The following is a 17,580-nucleotide window of genomic DNA, read 5'->3' on the forward strand; positions in this document are numbered from 1 at the left end:
CGAGTCTGGCCTCCGCCCTGTCCGAAGTGATGACCCGGTCCACACGCGACCTGGTGACCCTCGACCCGAAAACCGGTTGCTGGCAACGACATCCGTGGCAGGAGGTGCACGCCCGCGCCGAGAACGTCGCCGCACGCGTCGACGGCCAGAGCCGAATCGGCCTGGTCGGCGAACCCACGGTCGAATTTTTGGCAGGCATCTACGGCGCGATTCTCGCCGGCGCCGCGGTATCCATCATTCCCGGACCGGTCCGCGGGGCCGACACCGCCACCTGGGCCGGCGCCACCAGGAACCGGTTCGCCGGTATCGGCATCCGTACGGTGCTCAGCCACGGCAAGCATCTCGAACTGTTGCGCGCCGGCACCACCGATGCGGACCTGCACGACGTCAATACCGTTGCCCACGAACATCGTTCGACAACCTTCGTACCCTCGCGGACTGCCGACTTCGGCATCCTGCAGGGCACGGCGGGATCGACCGGCACGCCCCGCACCGCCCAGATCCCAGCGGACGCGGCGTTGGCGAACCTGCGTGGCCTGGTCTCGCGGATCAGCGTCACCGATGCCGATCGTGGCCATTCGTGGCTGCCGATCTACCACGACATGGGTCTGGCGTTCATGCTCACCATGACGCTCGGCGGCGGCGAGCTGTGGCAGGCACCCACCACCGCGTTCTCCGCGTCGCCGTTCAACTGGCTCAAGTGGTTGACCGAGAGCAGGGCAACCATGACCGCCGCCCCGAACATGGCTTTCGGACTGCTCGGCAAGTACGCGCGTCTCGTCAGCGATGTCGACTTGGGCGCGCTGAGGTTCGCACTCAACGGCGGCGAGCCAGTCGACTGCGACGGCACCAATCGATTCGCGACCGAGATGGCCAAGTTCGGCTTCGATGCGAACGCCCTGTGCCCGTCGTACGGCCTCGCCGAATCGACTTGCGCGGTAACCGTTCCCGCCCCGGGCGGCGGGCTGCGCTGCGACGACGTGACCGTCTCCATCGACGGCCACAACACCGTCCGCAGGTACGCGGTACTCGGCCGGCCGATCGACGGCATGGAAGTCCGCATCGCACCCACGGATGTGCCGCACGAACTAGCCGGACGCGATGTGGGCGAAGTCCAGGTACGCGGCACCTCGATGATGGCCGGCTATCTCGGGCAAGACCCCATCGATCCTGAAACGTGGTTCGCCACCGGTGATCTCGGGTACCTCACCGACGACGGCCTGGTCGTGTGCGGCCGGCTCAAGGAACTCATCACCGTAGCCGGGCGCAATATCTTTCCCACCGAGATCGAGCAGGTGGCCGCCCGCGCCGACGGCGTGCGCGAGGGCGCCGTCGTGGCGGTGAGCGCCAACGATGCCGGCGCCCGACAGGGTTTGGTGATCGCCGCGGAGTTCAAGGGCGACGATGAGTCGACCGCCCGCAGCCAAGTGGTGTCACTGGTTGCGTCCGAGTGCGGCATCGTGCCGGCAGACGTGGTGTTCCTCAAACCAGGGTCCCTGCCGCGCACCTCATCGGGGAAGCTCCGGCGCCTCGAAGTAAGACGCACCCTGGAAACGGTGGGATCGTGACCACTTTCGAGACGTGCACCACCGAGAGCTACCGGGAACTGCTGGGTGAGGTCTTCGATGAGCGCGTCCGCGAGTGGACCGCGGAAGCCGAGGAATCCGAACGCTTTCCGCGCAAACTCATCGAATATCTGGGCCAGTCCGAGGTTTTCGCGGCCAAGTGGGGCGAGCGCCAGCATCCGGACGTGGCGAAGGTGTTCGCACTCGCCGAGGAACTGGGCAAACTGGGGTCTGCGGGCATCGGCGTCGGCGTCAGTCTGCATGACTCTGCCATCGCGATCCTGCGCCGGTTCGGCAAGTCCGACTATCTGCGCGACATCTCCGAGCAGGCCATCCGGGGCGAGGCCGTGTTGTGCATCGGCGCGTCGGAAGAGTCCGGTGGGTCGGATCTGCAGATCGTCGAGACCGAAGTCGTCTCGGCGCGTGGCGGTTTCGAGGTCCGTGGCACCAAGAAGTTCGTGTCGATGTCACCCATCGCCGACCACATCATGGTGGTCGCCCGGAGCGTGGACCATGATCGGGAGAGCCGCCACGGCAGCGTCGTGGTGATCTCCGTGCCGACCGCTCAGGTCGAGGTGCAGACACCCTATCGCAAGGTGGGTGCCGGTCCGCTCGATACCGCGGCGGTCCACATCGACACCTGGGTGCCGGCAGAAGCGTTGGTGGCGCGGGCGGGCACCGGCCTGGCCGCCATCTCCTGGGGATTGGCGCAGGAGCGGCTGTCGGTCGCCGGTCAGATCGAGGCCAATTGCCGCAGGATCATCGGAATCACGTTGGCCCGCATGATGAAACGGCGCCAGTTCGGCCAAACGTTGTACGAGCATCAAGCGCTGCGGATGAGACTGGCCGACCTGCACGCTCGGGTCGATCTGCTGCGCTACGGCCTGGCGGGTTTGGCCGCGCAGGGACGTATGGACCTGCGCGCGGCCGCGGCCATCAAGGTCACCGCGGCGCGGCTCGGCGTCGAGGTCGTCGACGAGTGCATGCACATCTTCGGCGGCGCCGGATATCTGGTGGACGAGACACCGCTGGGCCGGTGGTGGCGCGACATGAAGCTCGCCCGGGTCGGCGGCGGCACCGACGAGGTGCTCTGGGAACTCGTGGCGGCGGGGATGCGTCCCGACTACGAGGGGTACGACGCGGTGATGTCCGCACCGTTCATCGCTTGACGAGGTTCACCAGGAATTCGATGGTGACGATCGGATCGACGGCGAGCAGTCCCACCGGCGGCGCCGGTGGGACGATGCCGTAATCGGCGAAGGTGACGGGGATCTGGCCCACCGCCACGACCCCGTTGCCCGAGCGCTGCACATCCAGCCGCACCGCGACTTGCCGGGCCACCCCCTTGAGCGTCAGTTGCGCCGAGACCTCCATCGTCGTGGGCGTGCCGTCGCCGGCGATGGACGACAGGTCGACCGGATCGAGGACCGCGAGTTTCGCCGTCGGGAACTTGGCGGCATCCATGACGTCGGGGCCGCGGAACCTGTCATCGCGGCCGCGGTGCGGCGACTGCATGGTGGCCACGTCGACGACGAAGCTCGCCGCCTGCAGCGTGCCACCGGCAACAGTGGCGTCGCCCCGGACCGAGTTGGTCCGCCCGGTGACGGTCACGGTTTCCCACAACAGCTGTTGCCGGGCGCGGTAGCCGGCCTGGGAGCGGTTGGCCTCATCGTCGGGGCCCGCGGCCACGATCCATTTACCGTCGAGGTTGGTGCTGGCCGGTCGATGAGTGGACGGCAAGGTCAGGGCCGGAGCCGGGGCGCCTTCCATCTGGGTTCGGTAGAACCACGGTCCCGCGCACACCCCCACGACGGCGAGCACTGCCAGCAACAGCAGAAGCCTTTTTGCCACTCCCTCTATATACAGGGCGCGTCCGACGTCAGCTGGATGGGCGCGCCAGCGCGTACAGCGCCATCCTGCGGTTGGCCATGTCGTGTTCACCGAGGAATTCGGCGCCACCATGCTCGACCAGCCGGCGCGCACCCGTGTTGCGGTGGTCGGGATCGAACATCACCCGACGGCACGACGGCACCAGTTCGAACAGGCTCGCCAACACCTGGGGCATCAACAGCGGTCCCAGTCCCCTGTTGACGAAGCGCTCATCGGCGATCGCGGCGTGCAGTCCCAGATCATGGGGCTCGGCGTCGTAGCAAGGAGCAATGGAATCCTTGGCGGCCCAGTACAGCTCGAGGTAGCCCATGGCCTTGTCCTGGTAGCTGACCAGCAACGGTCGCGAGTACTCACCCTCGAGCTGCGCCTGCAGGTGCCGCCGCCACCATGCCGGCGGTCGGTCGTACTCCCAGGCCTCCGCCAGATGCGGTCGGTTCATCCATTCGGACAGCATCTCGGCATCGGCGTCGGCGTCGACAAGGCGCACGGCCCACGGGCCGACGAGCTGCGGAACGGGTGGTGCACCCACCGCTCGCACTTCAGCGGACAGTGAGGTCAACTCGCGCGGTAGCACCGGCCCCAGATCAATCTCGGTCATTTCAGCGGCGAGCCTACCCGATATTGCTTAGGTTAGGTTTGCCTACGTCGAGGTGTCGGAACGTGGCTGCTGCCCACGTCCCGACCGTCACCGCTGCGGTCGCCGATGAGCCCCAGAACCCGCGCGGACTGCTCGTTCGGACGCTGTAACGCTCAGCCACAGACGGTCGATAGAACTGCTAACGTAGTCATCAATCACTTTGGTCGCATCGGTTAGCTGGTGCGGGAGGGGAATACACAATGTCTTTCACCACTCGGATGATGGTCGGCGCGGGCTCGGCACTGGTCGCTGTCATGGCCAGCGGCGCAGTCGCCACCGCTCAGCCGGACCCCACCCCGATCATGTACTCGACCTGCACCTACCCGCAGGTGATCGCCGCTCTGACCGCACTCGACCCGGGTGCTGCCGCCGAGCTGCAGGCAAACCCGATCGGCGTCGGTTACCTGCACCAGCTGATCGCCTCGGGCCCGCAGCAGCGTAAGGCCCTGATCACGCGGGCGTACAACACCCCGGGTGCCGCTCAGTACACCGACCTGGTGCTGAACGTGGCCAACACCTGCAACAACTTCTGATCAGAAGTCAGAACAACGCGGCTCGATCCTTCGGGATCGAGCCGCGTTGTGCTTTCCACAGACTGAAAGTCAGAATCCGCGGTTCGTGCCCCGGACCGCGGCGACGGCCTCGTCAGGTCCGGTGAAAGCCACCTGAGCCGGGCCACGGCCCGCCGCGAAGAGCAGTAGCTCGCCCGGTGCGCCAGTCACCGTAACCTCGGCGCCGCGGCCGGTCTCGGCCAGGCGACGGCCGTCCGGAGTCACCAGCACAACCCGCGCGGGCGCGTTCTTGATCCCCATCCGCGCCATGTTCGCGACTTGTCCCGCCAGCGCGGACACCAGCCGGTCGTCGAGCTCGCGCGGCTCCCAGGCCGGCTGCGCCCGGCGGACGTCCTCGTTGTGGATGAACATCTCGGCGACGTTGACGAACGGGTCGAGCAGTTTGAACGGCGAATACAGCGGCGGGCCCGCAGCGATCATGTCGACCAGCTCTGCCCAGTCGGTGGACGCGGTAACCCGTGCCTGGACACGTTCGGTGTAGCCGGCCAGCTGCGGCACGAGGATTCCGGGCGCTGCGTCGAGCCGACGTTCCCGCACCACCAGATGCGCGGCCAGATCACGAGCGGTCCACCCCTCGCACAAAGTGGGTGCATCGGGCCCGTGCTCGCGCAGGGATTCGACGAGTGCGGCACGTTCCCGTTGGGCGGCAGTCATGGCTGGAGTCTAGGTCGGACGACGATCCGGCGGCGCGGCACGAGCGCTGTATTCCACGCTGCGACGCGGGTCACCTCCGTGGGGCAAACGCCAGGTGAACGATCGCGACGTGGTTACAGATGGGTACCCATCCGCATAGCAGGGGCCTCAACAGCCTCATTGATAACTATGGTCACAAAAGCCCCTCGCTGGCGTCCGAGCGCCGCCTGCCATCCGAAAGGTGTGACCGTGTCGCCGCGTCCTCGCATTGCATCGGTGGCTTTGACGGCTGCCGTCGTTCTCGGTGGAGCTGTCGGCATCGCGCCGCCACGTGCTGCCGCCGAACCCTGCACCGGCCCGAATGCGGGCGTGCTGCCACCGAACGGGGTGCCCTCGAGCGGCGTCATGCGGCCGCCGTCGGGCGGCCACCGACCGAGCAATGCCAACGACAAGGCCCCGCTGCCGACCCTGGGCAAGCTGTCCCGATCGCTGCTGAGCGCCTTCACCCAGGGCACCGTGCAACAACAAGCCGGCGTGCTGCCGGGAACACCTCGTGTGCCGCAGCCACCGGTCCAACAACGCGTGACGCAGCCTGCCCCCGCCGCGGCGCAACCCCAGCCCGGCGCTGAACCGGCGCCGGCCATCGACGCGGGCACCACGTCATTGGTCGGTTGGGTGACCGGCGACCAGAGCGCGGGCGGCGACACCCTGCAGCGTTTCGGCATCTCCGGCACCGACCTGGGCATCATGTGGGACAACGGCGACCCGGTGAACAACCAGGTGCTGATGATGTTCGGTGACACCTACGGCTACTGCGCCACCCCCAATCAGCAATGGCGCTACAACACCATGTTCCGCACCAACGACCGCACGCTGTCGCACGGCATCCACATTCCGCCCGGCTCGGTGACCAACCCCTATTCGGGCTCACCCGAGTGGCAGCCGAATCTGGCCAAGCAGACCATCCCGACCATCCGGTGGGCGCCCGTCGAGAAGGGCATCATCCCGACTTCCGGTGTCTCCGTGGGCAAGACGCAGTACGCCAGCTTCATGTCGATCAAGAACTGGGACAGTGCCGGCGCGTGGACGACGAACTACTCGGCGATCGCCGTATCGAACGACAACGGCCAGAACTGGGGCGTGTACCCCAGCAGCGTCCGGCCGATGGCACCCGACAGCGTGTCCCGCGTGGCGTACATGCCGGGCAATGAGTACTTTCAGCAGGGCGCCTTCTTGAAGGGCAGCGACGGCTACATCTATTCGTACGGAACGCCTTCCGGCCGAGTCGGAAACGCCTACGTGTCCCGGGTCCCGCAGAACTTGTTGCCGGACATGAGCAAGTACGAGTACTGGAACAACGAGAGCCAGTCGTGGGTGCCCAACAACCCCGGTGCGGCCTCGCCGATCATTCCCGGCCCGGTCGGTGAGATGTCGGTGCAGTACAACACCTATCTGAAGCAGTACCTGGCGATGTACTGCAACAACCTGTCCGATGTGGTCATCCGTACTGCACCGACACCGCAAGGGCCTTGGGGCCCAGAGCAATTGGTGGTGTCGTCGCAGCAGTTCCCGGGCGGCGTCTACGCGCCGTACCTGCACCCGTGGTCCAACGGTCGCGACCTGTACTTCACGTTGTCGCTGTGGTCGGCGTACAACGTGATGCTGCTGCACACCGTACTGCCCTGAGCCAGTGGGGTTTTGACGTTCAGTCGAGCGTGGCCCAGAACTCCGTGAGCGCGGCCGCGCCGCGCGCGGGGTCCTGCAGCATCCACCAGTGCCCCAGCCCGTCGAGCACCGTGGTGCGCGCGCCCGCGCGTTCGGCTGCGCGGTAACGAATTTCGTCGGATCCGATGTACGGGTCATCGGTGGCCAACAGCGCGAGGCCCGGCCGGGCACGCAACTTCTCGAGGTCACGCCCGGCCTCTGCCATCGCGGGCTGGCGCGCCGAGCGGTACAGCGCCAGGATCGCCCGGCCCATCTCCGGCCCCTGCGCGGCGGCGAGGGCCGTGGCGACATCCAGCGGCATGCCCAGGGCGACCATCTGGGCGGCGCGGTCCTCGACGCTGCCGCCGAGCATCGTCTCGACCAGCTGCTCGCCCTCCCCCGGCGTCTGCCACACCTGGGCCAGGTCGTGCCAGACATAGTCCGGGTCGAGTATCCCGACCACGTCCGTCACCCAGCTACGGACGAGTTCCGGCCGGTGCATGACGGCAGTGAGCACGTGCCCGCCGCCCCAGTCGTGGCCGACGAGATCGACGGGCTCGCCGAGTGCTTCCAGCTCGGCCTCGAGCCAGTCCCGGTACGCGAGGTACGTGGCGGAGAAGTCGTCGGGCAGCGGGGCGCCGAATCCCGGTGGCGACAAGCGCACCACGTCGTCGCGGCCGAGCTCGTCGACCAGTGGACCCCAGATCGCATCGGTTTCCGGATTGCCATGCACCAGAACGACAGTCATGAGGCGATCCTGGCACTGCCGCGATCGCCATCGCCACGAATTCGTGAATGGCGTCGGTACTCAAGCATTTGCCGCCCTGACGATGTCTAGGTTCTCGGAGGCGGCGTGGCCGCCGGGCCCAACAGGTCGGCGCTGTTGTTCGACGACGTGCGGCGCCACCGCCCGTAGAGCGGCAAGTCGCGCATCGACTCCCCGCCCACCGACCGCCGTCGGGCCACGAAGCGGATGACGGTCCGCACGTAGCGGTTGGTCTCTGAGTACCAACGCCATTCGTACAGCCGTCCGCCCTGCAGCCAGTGCGCGAGTGCTTCGGATTCGACGCCCTGCAGGTACGGCCGAACCCAGGTGACCATCACCCATGGCTGCGCCGCTGCGCCGTCGGGAACCCGGAAGGTCCAGTCGATCGGATCGTCACCGGCAATCATGGTGTGGCGCAACGCCGGCGGCTCCGGCGCCGCGCTCTCGGGCACGCCGAACAACTGCACCGTCACGTTGTGAAAGACAGCAGGTCCCCCGGCCTCGAACCGCACTCGGTAGGTGTCAGTGGCCGCGTCGTCGCGGTCCACGGAGAATGCCGCCAGCCCGCCGACAGCGACATAGCGCGCGAACACCAGTCCGCTGACGACCATCACGACGCGGCGCACCGCCAGCAGCACCGTGAACGTCGCGACGGTCAACGCGACGACGCCCCACATGAGGTCCATCCGGACAGCGTGGCAGAGCGTCAGCGGCGCGTCATGGCAATAGCGGACGTACCACTCAATCCGCCGTGTTCGCCTTCGCCAATTGGTGCAGCAGCGACAACGACAGGAATGTCATCGGTCCCGCGTCCTGGAACTTGCCGCCGACGTTGCCCGCGATACCGCCCTCGACAGCGAGGCCACTGATCAGGTCGAGTTTGAGCTGGGGGCTACCCGCGCTGAAGTCGAGGTCGGCGAGATCCACCCAGACGATGTTCGGGCGGGTCGTGGATTCATAGACGTAGCGCCGATTGGTCAGGTCCATGACCACCTGCCAGATCGTCTGCGAGGCATCGGGCTTGCCCGGATCCGGTATCCGGAAGGGCTGGGCGGCATTGCGGATCACCGAGAACATGCCGGCGATCGCTTCCACTTGACTGGATGGCGCGGGCAGCCGGCCGACGTAGTAGGTGGCTCGCGCGAACCTGTCGGCGGCCGACGTCGAACCCGGCAGCGGCTCGGCGCCCCCGAGGCCCTCGAAGTTCTTCACCAGCTCGAGCTGCTGATCGAAGGTGGGCGAGTTCGTCATCACCCGAAAGTCCTTGCTGTGGTAGACCTTCGGCCGGCCGTCGAGGTACTCGATGATCGCCGAGTCGCCGGTGGCGTCATCGAGGGCCAGATGAATGGTGGGCGGGTCGCCACCGGTGGGGTCGTCCAACTGGACCACCTGCACGTCGGTCTCGGCGATCCAGGCGACGGCCTCGGCCACCGTCGCGAAGTTGTCGAGGAAGTACTGCAACCAGATTGCCTGGCTCAGCTGGGTCCGGGTGTCATCCGGTGTGCCGTAAGTGGATTCGGCCAGCCACAGCACGTGCCCCGCCAGACCGGCTTCGTTGATGCCGTCCACCGAGATGATGTCGAAGGCGGTGGCAATCACGCTGCCGAACTTCGAGGTCCAGGTGAGCTTGCCGGTGACGCCGTCGTCACGGGCCACGCCGCGCGGTTGCTTCCACAGGTTGGTCATGAGGTCGCGGTGGAAGTCCATGTTGCGGCCGACCAGAACCGCATCGCCTGCGTCAGGCCAGATGACTCGTGTGCACACCGGAGCAAGCCTAACTTTCTACGCGCGGGCCACCCGCCGAATCGTTTGCTATGAATTGCGCCGCGCGAGTGGGATGCTCGACAGACGACGGTTCCCCACAGGGAACTCGCAGCTGAACATAGGGGTGAGGAGGTCTTGCCGGTCGACCGATGGTTCGCGGCCATCGGTAGCTATCGAAACCCCCGAGAGGAAGACCCATGAACATGTTGCGTAGCACGACGGCCGTGCTCGTCCCCGCCCTGCTGCTGACGATGTCCTGTTCCTCGGGAGACAAGAGCAAGGATCAGTCGGCCGTCACCACGCTGCACTTCTATGAGCACGACACCGGGCAGACCAGTGTGGATTTGGGAACTCCCGGGGAGGGACCCGGCGACCAATTCATCTTCTCGGGTGATGTCGTCGATCGCCAGGGTGGCACCAAGCTCGGGCGGACAGCCGGCCAGTGCACGACCCTCAGCGGCAACGCCACCTCAGGTGACGTGTCGTGCACCGAGACCTTCATCCTCGACGGCGGGCAGATTTCGGTCCAGACACTTGCCGACCGCGCCGCCGTGTTCAGCAAGGGCGAAACCGTGCCGATATCGATCGTCGGAGGCAGCGGCAAATACAGCAAGGCCCGGGGTGACGGCACCGTACAGGTGCCGCCCGAGGTGCCCAATCAGACCGACGCCAACTTCGTGCTGAACGTGATGACGAACTAGACGAGGCGCGCGGACACTACGCCCAGCGGTTCGCCAGCAGCTTGAAACTCGGCATATCCTCCAGCGAAGTGAGCGCCTCGTAGATGCGCTGGTAACCCGTGCTGGCAATCCGCCACACGCCGTCCTCGTCCTTGCGGTAGGTATCGGCGTAGTAGCCCGAGCCGCGGATCATGGCGTGCCCCGGCACGATCACGGTGTCCTCGAACACCCACGAACCGTGCGCAGTGGTGTCGGAGTCGAGGTCGATCTCGGGGTGGCTGGCGATATGGGTCGTGATGATGCCGTTGTCGAGGTTCGTCCGCATGAAGTCGACGACGGCGTCTCGTCCCTCGTAGTGCACCGGCTCACCCATCGCGTGTGTGCCATAGCGGGTCACGACATCTGCGGCGAGGCAGTCCCCGAAGGTGTCCCAGTCCTTGAGGTCCAAGGAGCGGAAGTAGCGGTACTTGAGCCGTTGGATGTCGGCGATCGCCTCCAGGTTACCCATGATACCGAGACTAGAACATGTTCCAGTTTCTGTCACAGGAATGCGGAAACGTTGCGCCACATGGCGGTATCGAAACTACGACATATGGTGCACCCATACTGATGAGACTGCTTGCACAGAATTGCCCGGAACGGCGCCTGCCACTCACGACGCCCCGCGACCTGCACGCCGGTGGCGCGCCCAGCAAGCGGCGCTTGATCCACTTTGGCGACCACCCGCGCTCCGTCGACCAGGCGGCCGACGGTACGCCCGGTGAGACTTTGGCGCAGAAAAGTGAACCGATTCGATCTATCAGCGTTGATCGCCGTTGTCTACGTTCGACTGATGGCGCTACAGGTTTACCGCTTCGAATGTGGATGGCCGGAAAGTACTGCACCGCAGGGTATTTGACATCTGAAGTAGTCGATCACCACCGAGCTCCACCGCCGTCGATGAAATAACCCCCAAAAATGTGTTGACAGGTTATAGACGCGATGCCTAGTTTATAACTATCTAAATCGAGATAAGAGGTTAGCAATGAGTACAGCTTCCACGAGCTACCACTACGTGACCGTCGCAGGACAGCGGCTGTTCTACCGGGAGGCGGGCCGCAAAGATGCGCCGGCAATAGTGCTGTTGCACGGTTTTCCGACGAGCTCATTCATGTTCAGGGACCTCATCGCGCGACTGGCCGGTGACTATCACGTCATCGCCCCCGATCACCTCGGCTTCGGCTACTCAGACATGCCGCTGGTGACTGAGTTCGACTACACATTCGACGCGCTGGCCGATCTCACCCAGGGTCTCCTGGACCAACTTGGCCTTACTCGTTACGCGATCTATGTCCAGGATTACGGCGCACCCATCGGCTGGCGACTGGCGCTGAACCGTCGCGATGCGATCACCGCGATCATCACGCAGAACGGGAATGGCTACGACGAGGGGTTCGTCGACAGTTTCTGGACGACCGTCTGGGATTACCAGCGTGAACAAACCGCGGAGACCGAGGCCGCCATCCGTACTGCGCTCGAGTTCGATTCGATCAGGTGGCAGTACGTGACCGGCTCACCGGATGAGTCTCTGGTCAGCCCGGACACCTGGACACTCGACAGTGCGCTGCTATCGCGGCCGGGCAACGACGAGATTCAACTCAAACTTTTCCGGGACTACGCCACCAATCCGCCGATGTATCCGGCGCTGCACAACTATCTGCGCACCAGCGGAGTGCCGGTTCTGGCCATCTGGGGCAAGCACGACCCGATCTTCGGGCCGGCCGGCGCGACGGCGTTCGCCCGAGACGCCCACGACGCCGAAATCCATCTGCTCGACGGCGGCCATTTCGTGCTGGAGACCGCCGGCGCAGAGGCTGCCGGCCTGATCGCCGCATTTCTACGCAGGGCTGGCGTGAATTGAATACGACCGCTCGAGAGACCAGCCCGCGTGTCCTCGTCTTCGATGTCAACGAAACGCTCATCGACATCGAGTCCCTGGCGCCGTACTTCGCAAGGATTTTTGGCGACGCCGCGGTTCTTCGGGAATGGTTCGGCCAAGTCGTCATGTACTCGATGACAGTCACCCTGTCTGCCTGCTACGTGGACTTCTTCGCGCTCGGACAATCCGTATTACGGATGCTCGCCGAAGTTCGCGGCATGTCCTTGAGCGATGACGACGTGGCTGCGCTGTCCACCGCCATGGCCACGATGCCAGCACACCCCGATGCCGCCGACGGCCTGTCCCAGCTGCGTGAGGCAGGGTACAGACTGGTCACCCTGACCAACTCGCCACACCGCTCAGGGCGACCCACTCCACTGCAAAATGCCGGCCTCCAGCACTACTTCGAGCGGCAATTCACCGTCGACGAACATCAAGTGTTCAAGCCCGCAGCAGCGCTGTACCGCAGGACCGCCCAGGAGCTGGGCGTACACGCCTCAGAGTGCCTGATGGTCGCCGCCCACGCCTGGGACACCATCGGCGCGCAGGCTGCCGGTTACAGCGGAGCCCTGATCACTCGCCCCGGCAACGCGCAGCTGCGCGCCCGCGGGATACCTCAACCGAACTACGTCGCAACCGATCTCATCGATCTGGCGCAGCAGCTGCAAGCAACCCGCAACGTGTAAGGAGACCGTCACATGACCACCCCCACCAACCCGTCAGCGACGCCGACCCGGCCGGCAGTGGTCCGCGAACAGGACGGCGGGCCGACCATGCGTGCAATCGTCCTCGACGGCTTCGGCGGCCTGAACGCACTGACCTACACGGACATCCCCAAACCGCTGCCGAAGCGCGGCGAAGTGGTTATCCGGGTCAAAGGGTTTGGGATCAACCACGCCGAGATGCATATGCGCCGCGGCGAATGGGCCGAAGCTGCCGAGGGCAGCGGCATCGAGTGCGTCGGAATCGTCGACGCCTGTCCCGGAGGCGAATTCCCGGTCGGCGCCAAGGTAGCAGCCCTGATGGGCGGGCTTGGTCGCACCATCAACGGCAGCTACGCCGAGTTCACCCGCGTGCGCGCGCAGAATGTGGCGCTGGTCGACTCTGACCTGCCTTGGTCGCAGCTGGCGGCGCTGCCGGAAACGTATGCCACCGCATGGACCTGCCTATTCCGAAATCTCAACCTCACAGCCGGACAAACGATCGTGATCCGTGGTGCCACATCGTCTTTCGGACAGGCGGCAGTCAAGCTCGCCGTGCAAGCAGGAGCCCGAGTGATCGCGACCACGCGCGACCGGAACCGTTTTGGATTCCTGACCACACTCGGTGCTGAACGCGCCGAGCTGGAGGCTCCCGATCTCGGTACTCACATCGCCGAAGCCCAAGAAGTAGATGCTGTTCTCGATCTCGTCGGGAACAGCACGATCTTGGACTCGATGTCGATGCTGCGCCGTGGTGGGACGGCATGTCTGGCCGGCTGGCTCGGAGGGCTCGCCCCAATTACGGACTTCAATCCGTTGTTGCAGATGGCGAGCGGGGTCAATCTGAGTTTCTTTGGCAGTTTCGTGTTCGGTTCACCGCAGTTTCCGCTGTCGGATGTCCCCCTTCAGGACATCGCGAACAAGGTCCGCAACGGCGAACTGGACGTCACGCCGACGCGCGTCTTCTCGTTCGATGAGATCCGCGAAGCGCACAGGGTCATGGAAGCAGGCCAAGCCGAAGGAAAGATGGTGGTGGTTGTCGACTGACTCGGCGGCAAGCGCACGAATAACTGACCTGTCAAAAACAGCGAAACCCCGCCCGTACCGACGGGCGGGGTTCGCACCTGCTATTCACTTGTGGAGCTGCCGGGAATTGAACCCGGGTCCTACGGCATTCCCTCAAGACTTCTCCGTGCGCAGTTCGCTATGCCTCTACTTGGATCTCCCGGTCACGCGAACAAGCCGAGATGACGATCCCAGTCGCTGTTTGATGTCCCCACGGGTTCCGCGACCGATCCCGTGGGTGGGTCCCTCTAGTCGATGCCAGGGTCCGGGCCGAGGGCGCTCCCGGTCTGACAGACACGCGGTCGCTACTTAGGCAGCGAGGGCGTAGTCGCGCTGATGAGAATCGGCGCTTAATTGGTTACAACGACGCTTACGGTGGTCTCTTGCCTGCACCGGCACGCTTCCCTTGATTCGATGCGCGAAGTCGAAACCGTTCAGCCCCTCGCGCCCCCGCCGACTTTCGGCAGGACACTCCATCATACCGGCCACGCCGACAACGTCCACCGAGTATCCGTCGTCGCCGTCTGATCAGGTCAGATGACGTAACCGAGGTTCTCGACGATGCGCTGCCCGACCTCGGCGTCGCCCTCGAATTCGATGACCACCGACCGGACCGCGCCCAGCGGACGCCCGCCGCACAGCCGCGTGAACTGCCAGCCGTCCATCCGGATCACCGTGGTCGGCTCGGCGCCGCCGAAGTCGGGCACCACCGCGGCACGGCCGTCGACGGCGACGCGGATGGTGCGCGCCATGGGGCCGGTCAGTTGGATCTCGACCCGCGCTCCGTCGGGCGCTCCCCCGCGCTTGGCGACGACGAAGCCCATCATCGTCTCGATCTCGTCGAGCGACAGCCGCGCTTCCGGCTTCTGCAACGCGGCATCCGGCGCGGGCCGCGCGACGGACTCACGGATGTCCTGCTCGTGCATCCACGAGTCGAACGTCCGGATCCGCATGAAGCGACCGATGCTGTCCTGTCCTGCCGGCGTCATCGTCGGGGTGTTCCACTCCTCGTCCGACATCGCGGTCAGTGTGGCCCGGCGGTCGCCGGTGACGGCGCGGAACTTCTCCAGCAGCTCGGCGCTCGAGAGCCCGGCCATCGACCGGTTCCAGCATTCGTTCATCACGCCGACGGGGTTGTGCACGTGGTCAAGTTCGGAGACGTCCACGTCGGCCTCCGGCACCGCCTCGCCCTTGAGCATCAGCTCGGTGCCGATGATGTGCGCCACCACGTCACGGACGTGCCAGCCGGGCAGCTCGGTCTGCGTGGTCAGCAGTTCCGCTTCGGAAATTGTGGACAACAGCGTGTCGAGGTCGTCCCACACCCCGAAGAGGGCGGGCAGGACGTCGGACTTCTCGAGGACGGTCACGGGGCGGGTTGGGCTGCTCACCGGCTGACCGTACGACGGCAGACCCCTGCGCACTGGGAAATGCGCGATGCGTCCCAATTCCGTCATGCGACGATGGCCCCATGGGGGACGACCGCGCCGAGGCACAGCGCCTGCGGGACATCACGGTGATCCGTAAAGTGCGCGACCGCATCGACCGCGAGTACGCCAAGCCGCTGAACGTCGAGGAGCTGGCGCGCGGTGCGCACATGTCCGCCGGCCATCTCAGCCGGGAATTCCGGCGCATCTACGGCGAATCGCCTTACTCGTACCTGATGACGCGCCGCATCGAACGGGCCATGACGCTGCTGCGCCGCGGCGACCTCAGCGTGACGGATGTCTGCTTCGCCGTTGGCTTTTCATCACTGGGCACGTTCAGCACCCGGTTCACCGAGCTGGTCGGGGTGGCGCCCAGCGTGTACCGCCGCGACCATTCGCAGGCGGCCGACGGCATTCCCGCCTGTCTGGCGCGGCAGGTCACCAGACCGATCAGGAATCAAGAAGCACCGCCGCACTGAGCGCCACTACCGTGACGGGCATGGAAATCTCCATTCACTACGCATTCCTGCCCCACACCGACGCCGAGGCGGCGCTCAAGTTCTACCGCGACGACCTCGGGTTCGAGGTACGCAAAGACGTTGGCTACCAGGACATGCGGTGGCTCACGGTCGGTCCGCCCGGGCAGCCGGGCACGTCGATCGTGCTGCATCCGCCGGCCGCCGACCCGGGCATCACCGAAGACGAGCGCCGCACCATCCTGGAGCTCATCGCCAAGGGCTCCTATGGCGCCGTCACGCTGGCGACCGACGACCTGGATGTGCTGTTCGCCCGCTTGGAGGCCGCCGGCGCCGACGTCCTGCAGGAGCCCACCGACCAGGACTATGGCGTGCGCGACTGCGCATTTCGCGATCCGTCCGGCAACCTGATCCGGATCAACCAGCTCTAGTGACCAGCTACCCCGCGGCGATCATCGCGACCGAGCCCAACGCCAGCGCCATGCCGACGGCTTGCCAGGCCCGCACCCGCTCTTTGAGCACCACCATGGCCAGCGCGACGGTCGCCGCGGGATAGAGCGAGATCAGCACACTCGCCAACGACAGCATCGAGGCCTGCAGCGCCAGCAGCATCCCCACGTTTGCGATGACGTCGAGCGCCGCCGCGACCAGGGCGAGCTTCAGCGGAAGTCCGCGCGGCAGAGCGAAATTGCGGGTCGCCACCGCGGCGAGCATCACCACCGCGGTGGCCGCGAAGCGCGCGAAGACCAACGGCCAGAGCTTGGCGTCGTGCGGTACCTGATGGATCACGGCGAAGCTGAGCCCGAAGGTCAATCCGGAACCGACGGTCAGCCAGGCGACCTTGGCGGTGAACCGGTGCGGCGTCTCGTCCTCGTCGGTGGCCTGCGCACTCACCAGCGCGACCGCGACCAACGCCAACGCGATCCCGGCGATCGCCACCGGACTGGGCCGCTCCCCCAGTGCGACGCCGACGCCGATCGGCCCCGCCGACACCAGGATTGCGGTCAGTGGCGAGACGACGGATATCGGTCCTGAACCCAACGCGGCGTAGAACCACCAGATGCCGAACGCCTGCAGCACGCCGCACAAGATGCCCCACATGACCGCGTTCGACGAAACCTGGCCGCCGACAACGCATGCCATCACCGTCAGCAGCACCCCGGCGACGGGGTACGACACCAGAACCACCCGCAGTGCCGCGACGCGCCGTGCCGCGATGCCACCGACGAAATCGCTGATGCCATAGCCCAGCGCCGACAGCAGCGCGAGCAGAACCCCGGTCAGATCTTGCCCTTGAAACGGCGGCCCATCTCACGGGTGATCTCGCGCTGCGCATCGCGCTTGGCGATGTCCTGACGCTTGTCGTGTGCTTCCTTACCGCGGGCCAGCGCCAACTCGACCTTGACCCGGCCGTCGGAGAAGTACAGCTTCAGCGGCACCAGCGTGAAGTTGCCGTCCCGCAGCTTGCCGACCAGCATGTCGATCTGCTTGCGGTGCAACAACAACTTTCGGTTGCGTCGCGGCGCGTGGTTGGTCCAGGTGCCGTGGTGGTACTCGGCGATGTGCAGGTTGCGCAGCCACACCTCGCCGTCGTCGACGGTGGCGAACGCGTCGGCCAGGGATGCCAGGCCCTCGCGCAAACTCTTCACCTCGGTACCAACCAGCGCGATGCCCGCCTCGTAGGTATCGATGATCGAATAGTTGTGCCGCGCTTTGCGGTTGGTCGCGACGACCGCGTTGTTGCCGGATTTGTCGGCGTCTTTCTTGTTTGCGTTCTTGGCCATC

Annotated in this window: 20 protein-coding genes and 1 other RNA gene; 10 read left to right on the forward strand and 11 right to left on the reverse strand. The window is 65.6% G+C overall.

The window, feature by feature from the left end; genetic code table 11:
- Positions 1-5 precede the first annotated feature (5 nt).
- The gene (gene mbtM / locus ACJEIK_RS19210; RefSeq protein ID WP_409431727.1) at positions 6-1,568 is read left to right on the forward strand and encodes a long-chain-fatty acid--ACP ligase MbtM; all 1,563 of its coding nucleotides are present in this window, start codon (positions 6-8) and stop codon (positions 1,566-1,568) included.
- Positions 1,565-2,734, forward strand: coding sequence for a mycobactin biosynthesis acyl-ACP dehydrogenase MbtN (gene mbtN / locus ACJEIK_RS19215; RefSeq protein ID WP_064859651.1), 1,170 nt, complete (start codon positions 1,565-1,567; stop codon positions 2,732-2,734). Before mbtM ends, mbtN begins: the two co-directional genes overlap by 4 nt.
- Here the strand turns inward: mbtN and ACJEIK_RS19220 are convergent.
- Together ACJEIK_RS19220 and ACJEIK_RS19225 are read right to left on the reverse strand one after the other, a co-directional pair.
- Positions 2,724-3,416: a YceI family protein gene (locus ACJEIK_RS19220; protein ID WP_061004649.1), complete on the reverse strand. Its 693-nt coding sequence runs from the start codon at positions 3,414-3,416 to the stop codon at positions 2,724-2,726. The genes mbtN and ACJEIK_RS19220 overlap by 11 nt on opposite strands.
- 28 nt (positions 3,417-3,444) lie before the next feature.
- The gene (locus ACJEIK_RS19225) at positions 3,445-4,053 is read right to left on the reverse strand and encodes a GNAT family N-acetyltransferase (protein ID WP_061004647.1); all 609 of its coding nucleotides are present in this window, start codon (positions 4,051-4,053) and stop codon (positions 3,445-3,447) included.
- A 239-nt stretch (positions 4,054-4,292) separates the two neighbouring features.
- On the opposite strand from ACJEIK_RS19225, the gene ACJEIK_RS19230 reads away from it, so the two are divergent.
- A complete protein-coding gene (locus tag ACJEIK_RS19230) occupies positions 4,293-4,625 on the forward strand; it encodes a hemophore-related protein (RefSeq protein ID WP_020102663.1) in 333 nt (110 codons plus the stop codon).
- A 69-nt stretch (positions 4,626-4,694) separates the two neighbouring features.
- Here the strand turns inward: ACJEIK_RS19230 and ACJEIK_RS19235 are convergent, their stop codons facing one another.
- Complete coding sequence (locus tag ACJEIK_RS19235) at positions 4,695-5,318, reverse strand: TIGR03085 family metal-binding protein (RefSeq protein WP_212813658.1); 624 nt, start codon at positions 5,316-5,318, stop codon at positions 4,695-4,697.
- A gap of 228 nt (positions 5,319-5,546) precedes the next feature.
- On the opposite strand from ACJEIK_RS19235, the gene ACJEIK_RS19240 reads away from it, so the two are divergent.
- Positions 5,547-6,983: a DUF4185 domain-containing protein gene (locus ACJEIK_RS19240; RefSeq protein WP_409430134.1), complete on the forward strand. Its 1,437-nt coding sequence runs from the start codon at positions 5,547-5,549 to the stop codon at positions 6,981-6,983.
- 19 nt (positions 6,984-7,002) lie between these two features.
- On the opposite strand, the gene ACJEIK_RS19245 is transcribed toward ACJEIK_RS19240, so the two are convergent.
- From ACJEIK_RS19245 to ACJEIK_RS19255, 3 genes are all read right to left on the reverse strand, one after another.
- The gene (locus tag ACJEIK_RS19245; RefSeq protein ID WP_061004643.1) at positions 7,003-7,749 is read right to left on the reverse strand and encodes an alpha/beta fold hydrolase; all 747 of its coding nucleotides are present in this window, start codon (positions 7,747-7,749) and stop codon (positions 7,003-7,005) included.
- 86 nt (positions 7,750-7,835) lie between these two features.
- On the reverse strand, positions 7,836-8,453 hold the full coding sequence (locus ACJEIK_RS19250) for a hypothetical protein (RefSeq protein WP_409430135.1): 618 nt from the start codon (positions 8,451-8,453) through the stop codon (positions 7,836-7,838).
- A gap of 55 nt (positions 8,454-8,508) precedes the next feature.
- Positions 8,509-9,531, reverse strand: a complete 1,023-nt coding sequence (locus ACJEIK_RS19255; protein WP_064859648.1) for a linear amide C-N hydrolase — start codon at positions 9,529-9,531, stop codon at positions 8,509-8,511.
- A 197-nt stretch (positions 9,532-9,728) separates the two neighbouring features.
- Between ACJEIK_RS19255 and ACJEIK_RS19260 the strand changes: the two genes are divergently transcribed.
- A complete protein-coding gene (locus ACJEIK_RS19260; protein WP_409430136.1) occupies positions 9,729-10,232 on the forward strand; it encodes an allene oxide cyclase barrel-like domain-containing protein in 504 nt (167 codons plus the stop codon).
- 16 nt (positions 10,233-10,248) lie between these two features.
- On the opposite strand, the gene ACJEIK_RS19265 is transcribed toward ACJEIK_RS19260, so the two are convergent.
- A complete protein-coding gene (locus ACJEIK_RS19265) occupies positions 10,249-10,719 on the reverse strand; it encodes a nuclear transport factor 2 family protein (RefSeq protein WP_064859646.1) in 471 nt (156 codons plus the stop codon).
- Positions 10,720-11,235: 516 nt separating this feature from the next.
- Between ACJEIK_RS19265 and ACJEIK_RS19270 the strand changes: the two genes are divergently transcribed.
- From ACJEIK_RS19270 to ACJEIK_RS19280, 3 genes are read left to right on the forward strand one after another with little or no spacing between them, the layout of a single operon-like run.
- A complete protein-coding gene (locus tag ACJEIK_RS19270; protein ID WP_409430137.1) occupies positions 11,236-12,111 on the forward strand; it encodes an alpha/beta fold hydrolase in 876 nt (291 codons plus the stop codon).
- Positions 12,108-12,815: a haloacid dehalogenase type II gene (locus tag ACJEIK_RS19275; protein ID WP_409430138.1), complete on the forward strand. Its 708-nt coding sequence runs from the start codon at positions 12,108-12,110 to the stop codon at positions 12,813-12,815. Before ACJEIK_RS19270 ends, ACJEIK_RS19275 begins: the two co-directional genes overlap by 4 nt.
- A gap of 12 nt (positions 12,816-12,827) precedes the next feature.
- Complete coding sequence (locus ACJEIK_RS19280; RefSeq protein ID WP_409430139.1) at positions 12,828-13,877, forward strand: zinc-binding dehydrogenase; 1,050 nt, start codon at positions 12,828-12,830, stop codon at positions 13,875-13,877.
- An 88-nt stretch (positions 13,878-13,965) separates the two neighbouring features.
- On the opposite strand, the gene ssrA is transcribed toward ACJEIK_RS19280, so the two are convergent.
- Both ssrA and ACJEIK_RS19290 read right to left on the reverse strand, forming a co-directional pair.
- Positions 13,966-14,337, reverse strand: a transfer-messenger RNA (tmRNA) gene (ssrA, locus tag ACJEIK_RS19285).
- 91 nt (positions 14,338-14,428) lie between these two features.
- The gene (locus ACJEIK_RS19290; RefSeq protein ID WP_409430140.1) at positions 14,429-15,283 is read right to left on the reverse strand and encodes a maleylpyruvate isomerase family mycothiol-dependent enzyme; all 855 of its coding nucleotides are present in this window, start codon (positions 15,281-15,283) and stop codon (positions 14,429-14,431) included.
- A gap of 80 nt (positions 15,284-15,363) precedes the next feature.
- On the opposite strand from ACJEIK_RS19290, the gene ACJEIK_RS19295 reads away from it, so the two are divergent.
- Together ACJEIK_RS19295 and ACJEIK_RS19300 are read left to right on the forward strand one after the other, a co-directional pair.
- Positions 15,364-15,798, forward strand: a complete 435-nt coding sequence (locus tag ACJEIK_RS19295) for a helix-turn-helix transcriptional regulator (RefSeq protein WP_061004630.1) — start codon at positions 15,364-15,366, stop codon at positions 15,796-15,798.
- A gap of 20 nt (positions 15,799-15,818) precedes the next feature.
- Positions 15,819-16,226, forward strand: a complete 408-nt coding sequence (locus ACJEIK_RS19300; protein ID WP_133428467.1) for a VOC family protein — start codon at positions 15,819-15,821, stop codon at positions 16,224-16,226.
- 7 nt (positions 16,227-16,233) lie between these two features.
- Here ACJEIK_RS19300 and ACJEIK_RS19305 read toward each other — a convergent pair whose 3' ends face one another.
- A complete protein-coding gene (locus tag ACJEIK_RS19305; protein WP_234789705.1) occupies positions 16,234-17,034 on the reverse strand; it encodes an EamA family transporter in 801 nt (266 codons plus the stop codon).
- A gap of 41 nt (positions 17,035-17,075) precedes the next feature.
- Positions 17,076-17,579 (reverse strand): SsrA-binding protein SmpB, encoded by a 504-nt coding sequence (gene smpB, locus ACJEIK_RS19310; RefSeq protein ID WP_064859642.1) that lies wholly within the window; start codon positions 17,577-17,579, stop codon positions 17,076-17,078.
- Position 17,580: the final 1 nt, after the last annotated feature.

Source organism: Mycobacterium sp. SMC-16, from assembly GCF_046250085.1.
Taxonomy (GTDB): Bacteria; Actinomycetota; Actinomycetes; order Mycobacteriales; family Mycobacteriaceae; genus Mycobacterium; species Mycobacterium phocaicum.

Coding starts and splice junctions, on each gene's coding strand:
- ACJEIK_RS19225 (WP_061004647.1), bottom strand. CDS start 4,053: ATGACCGAGATTGATCTGGGGCCGGTGCTACCGCGCGAGTTGACCTCA.
- ACJEIK_RS19230 (WP_020102663.1), top strand. CDS start 4,293: ATGTCTTTCACCACTCGGATGATGGTCGGCGCGGGCTCGGCACTGGTC.
- ACJEIK_RS19235 (WP_212813658.1), bottom strand. CDS start 5,318: ATGACTGCCGCCCAACGGGAACGTGCCGCACTCGTCGAATCCCTGCGC.
- ACJEIK_RS19245 (WP_061004643.1), bottom strand. CDS start 7,749: ATGACTGTCGTTCTGGTGCATGGCAATCCGGAAACCGATGCGATCTGG.
- ACJEIK_RS19250 (WP_409430135.1), bottom strand. CDS start 8,453: ATGGACCTCATGTGGGGCGTCGTCGCGTTGACCGTCGCGACGTTCACG.
- ACJEIK_RS19260 (WP_409430136.1), top strand. CDS start 9,729: ATGAACATGTTGCGTAGCACGACGGCCGTGCTCGTCCCCGCCCTGCTG.
- ACJEIK_RS19265 (WP_064859646.1), bottom strand. CDS start 10,719: ATGGGTAACCTGGAGGCGATCGCCGACATCCAACGGCTCAAGTACCGC.
- ACJEIK_RS19270 (WP_409430137.1), top strand. CDS start 11,236: ATGAGTACAGCTTCCACGAGCTACCACTACGTGACCGTCGCAGGACAG.
- ACJEIK_RS19280 (WP_409430139.1), top strand. CDS start 12,828: ATGACCACCCCCACCAACCCGTCAGCGACGCCGACCCGGCCGGCAGTG.
- ACJEIK_RS19295 (WP_061004630.1), top strand. CDS start 15,364: ATGGGGGACGACCGCGCCGAGGCACAGCGCCTGCGGGACATCACGGTG.
- ACJEIK_RS19300 (WP_133428467.1), top strand. CDS start 15,819: ATGGAAATCTCCATTCACTACGCATTCCTGCCCCACACCGACGCCGAG.
- smpB (WP_064859642.1), bottom strand. CDS start 17,579: ATGGCCAAGAACGCAAACAAGAAAGACGCCGACAAATCCGGCAACAAC.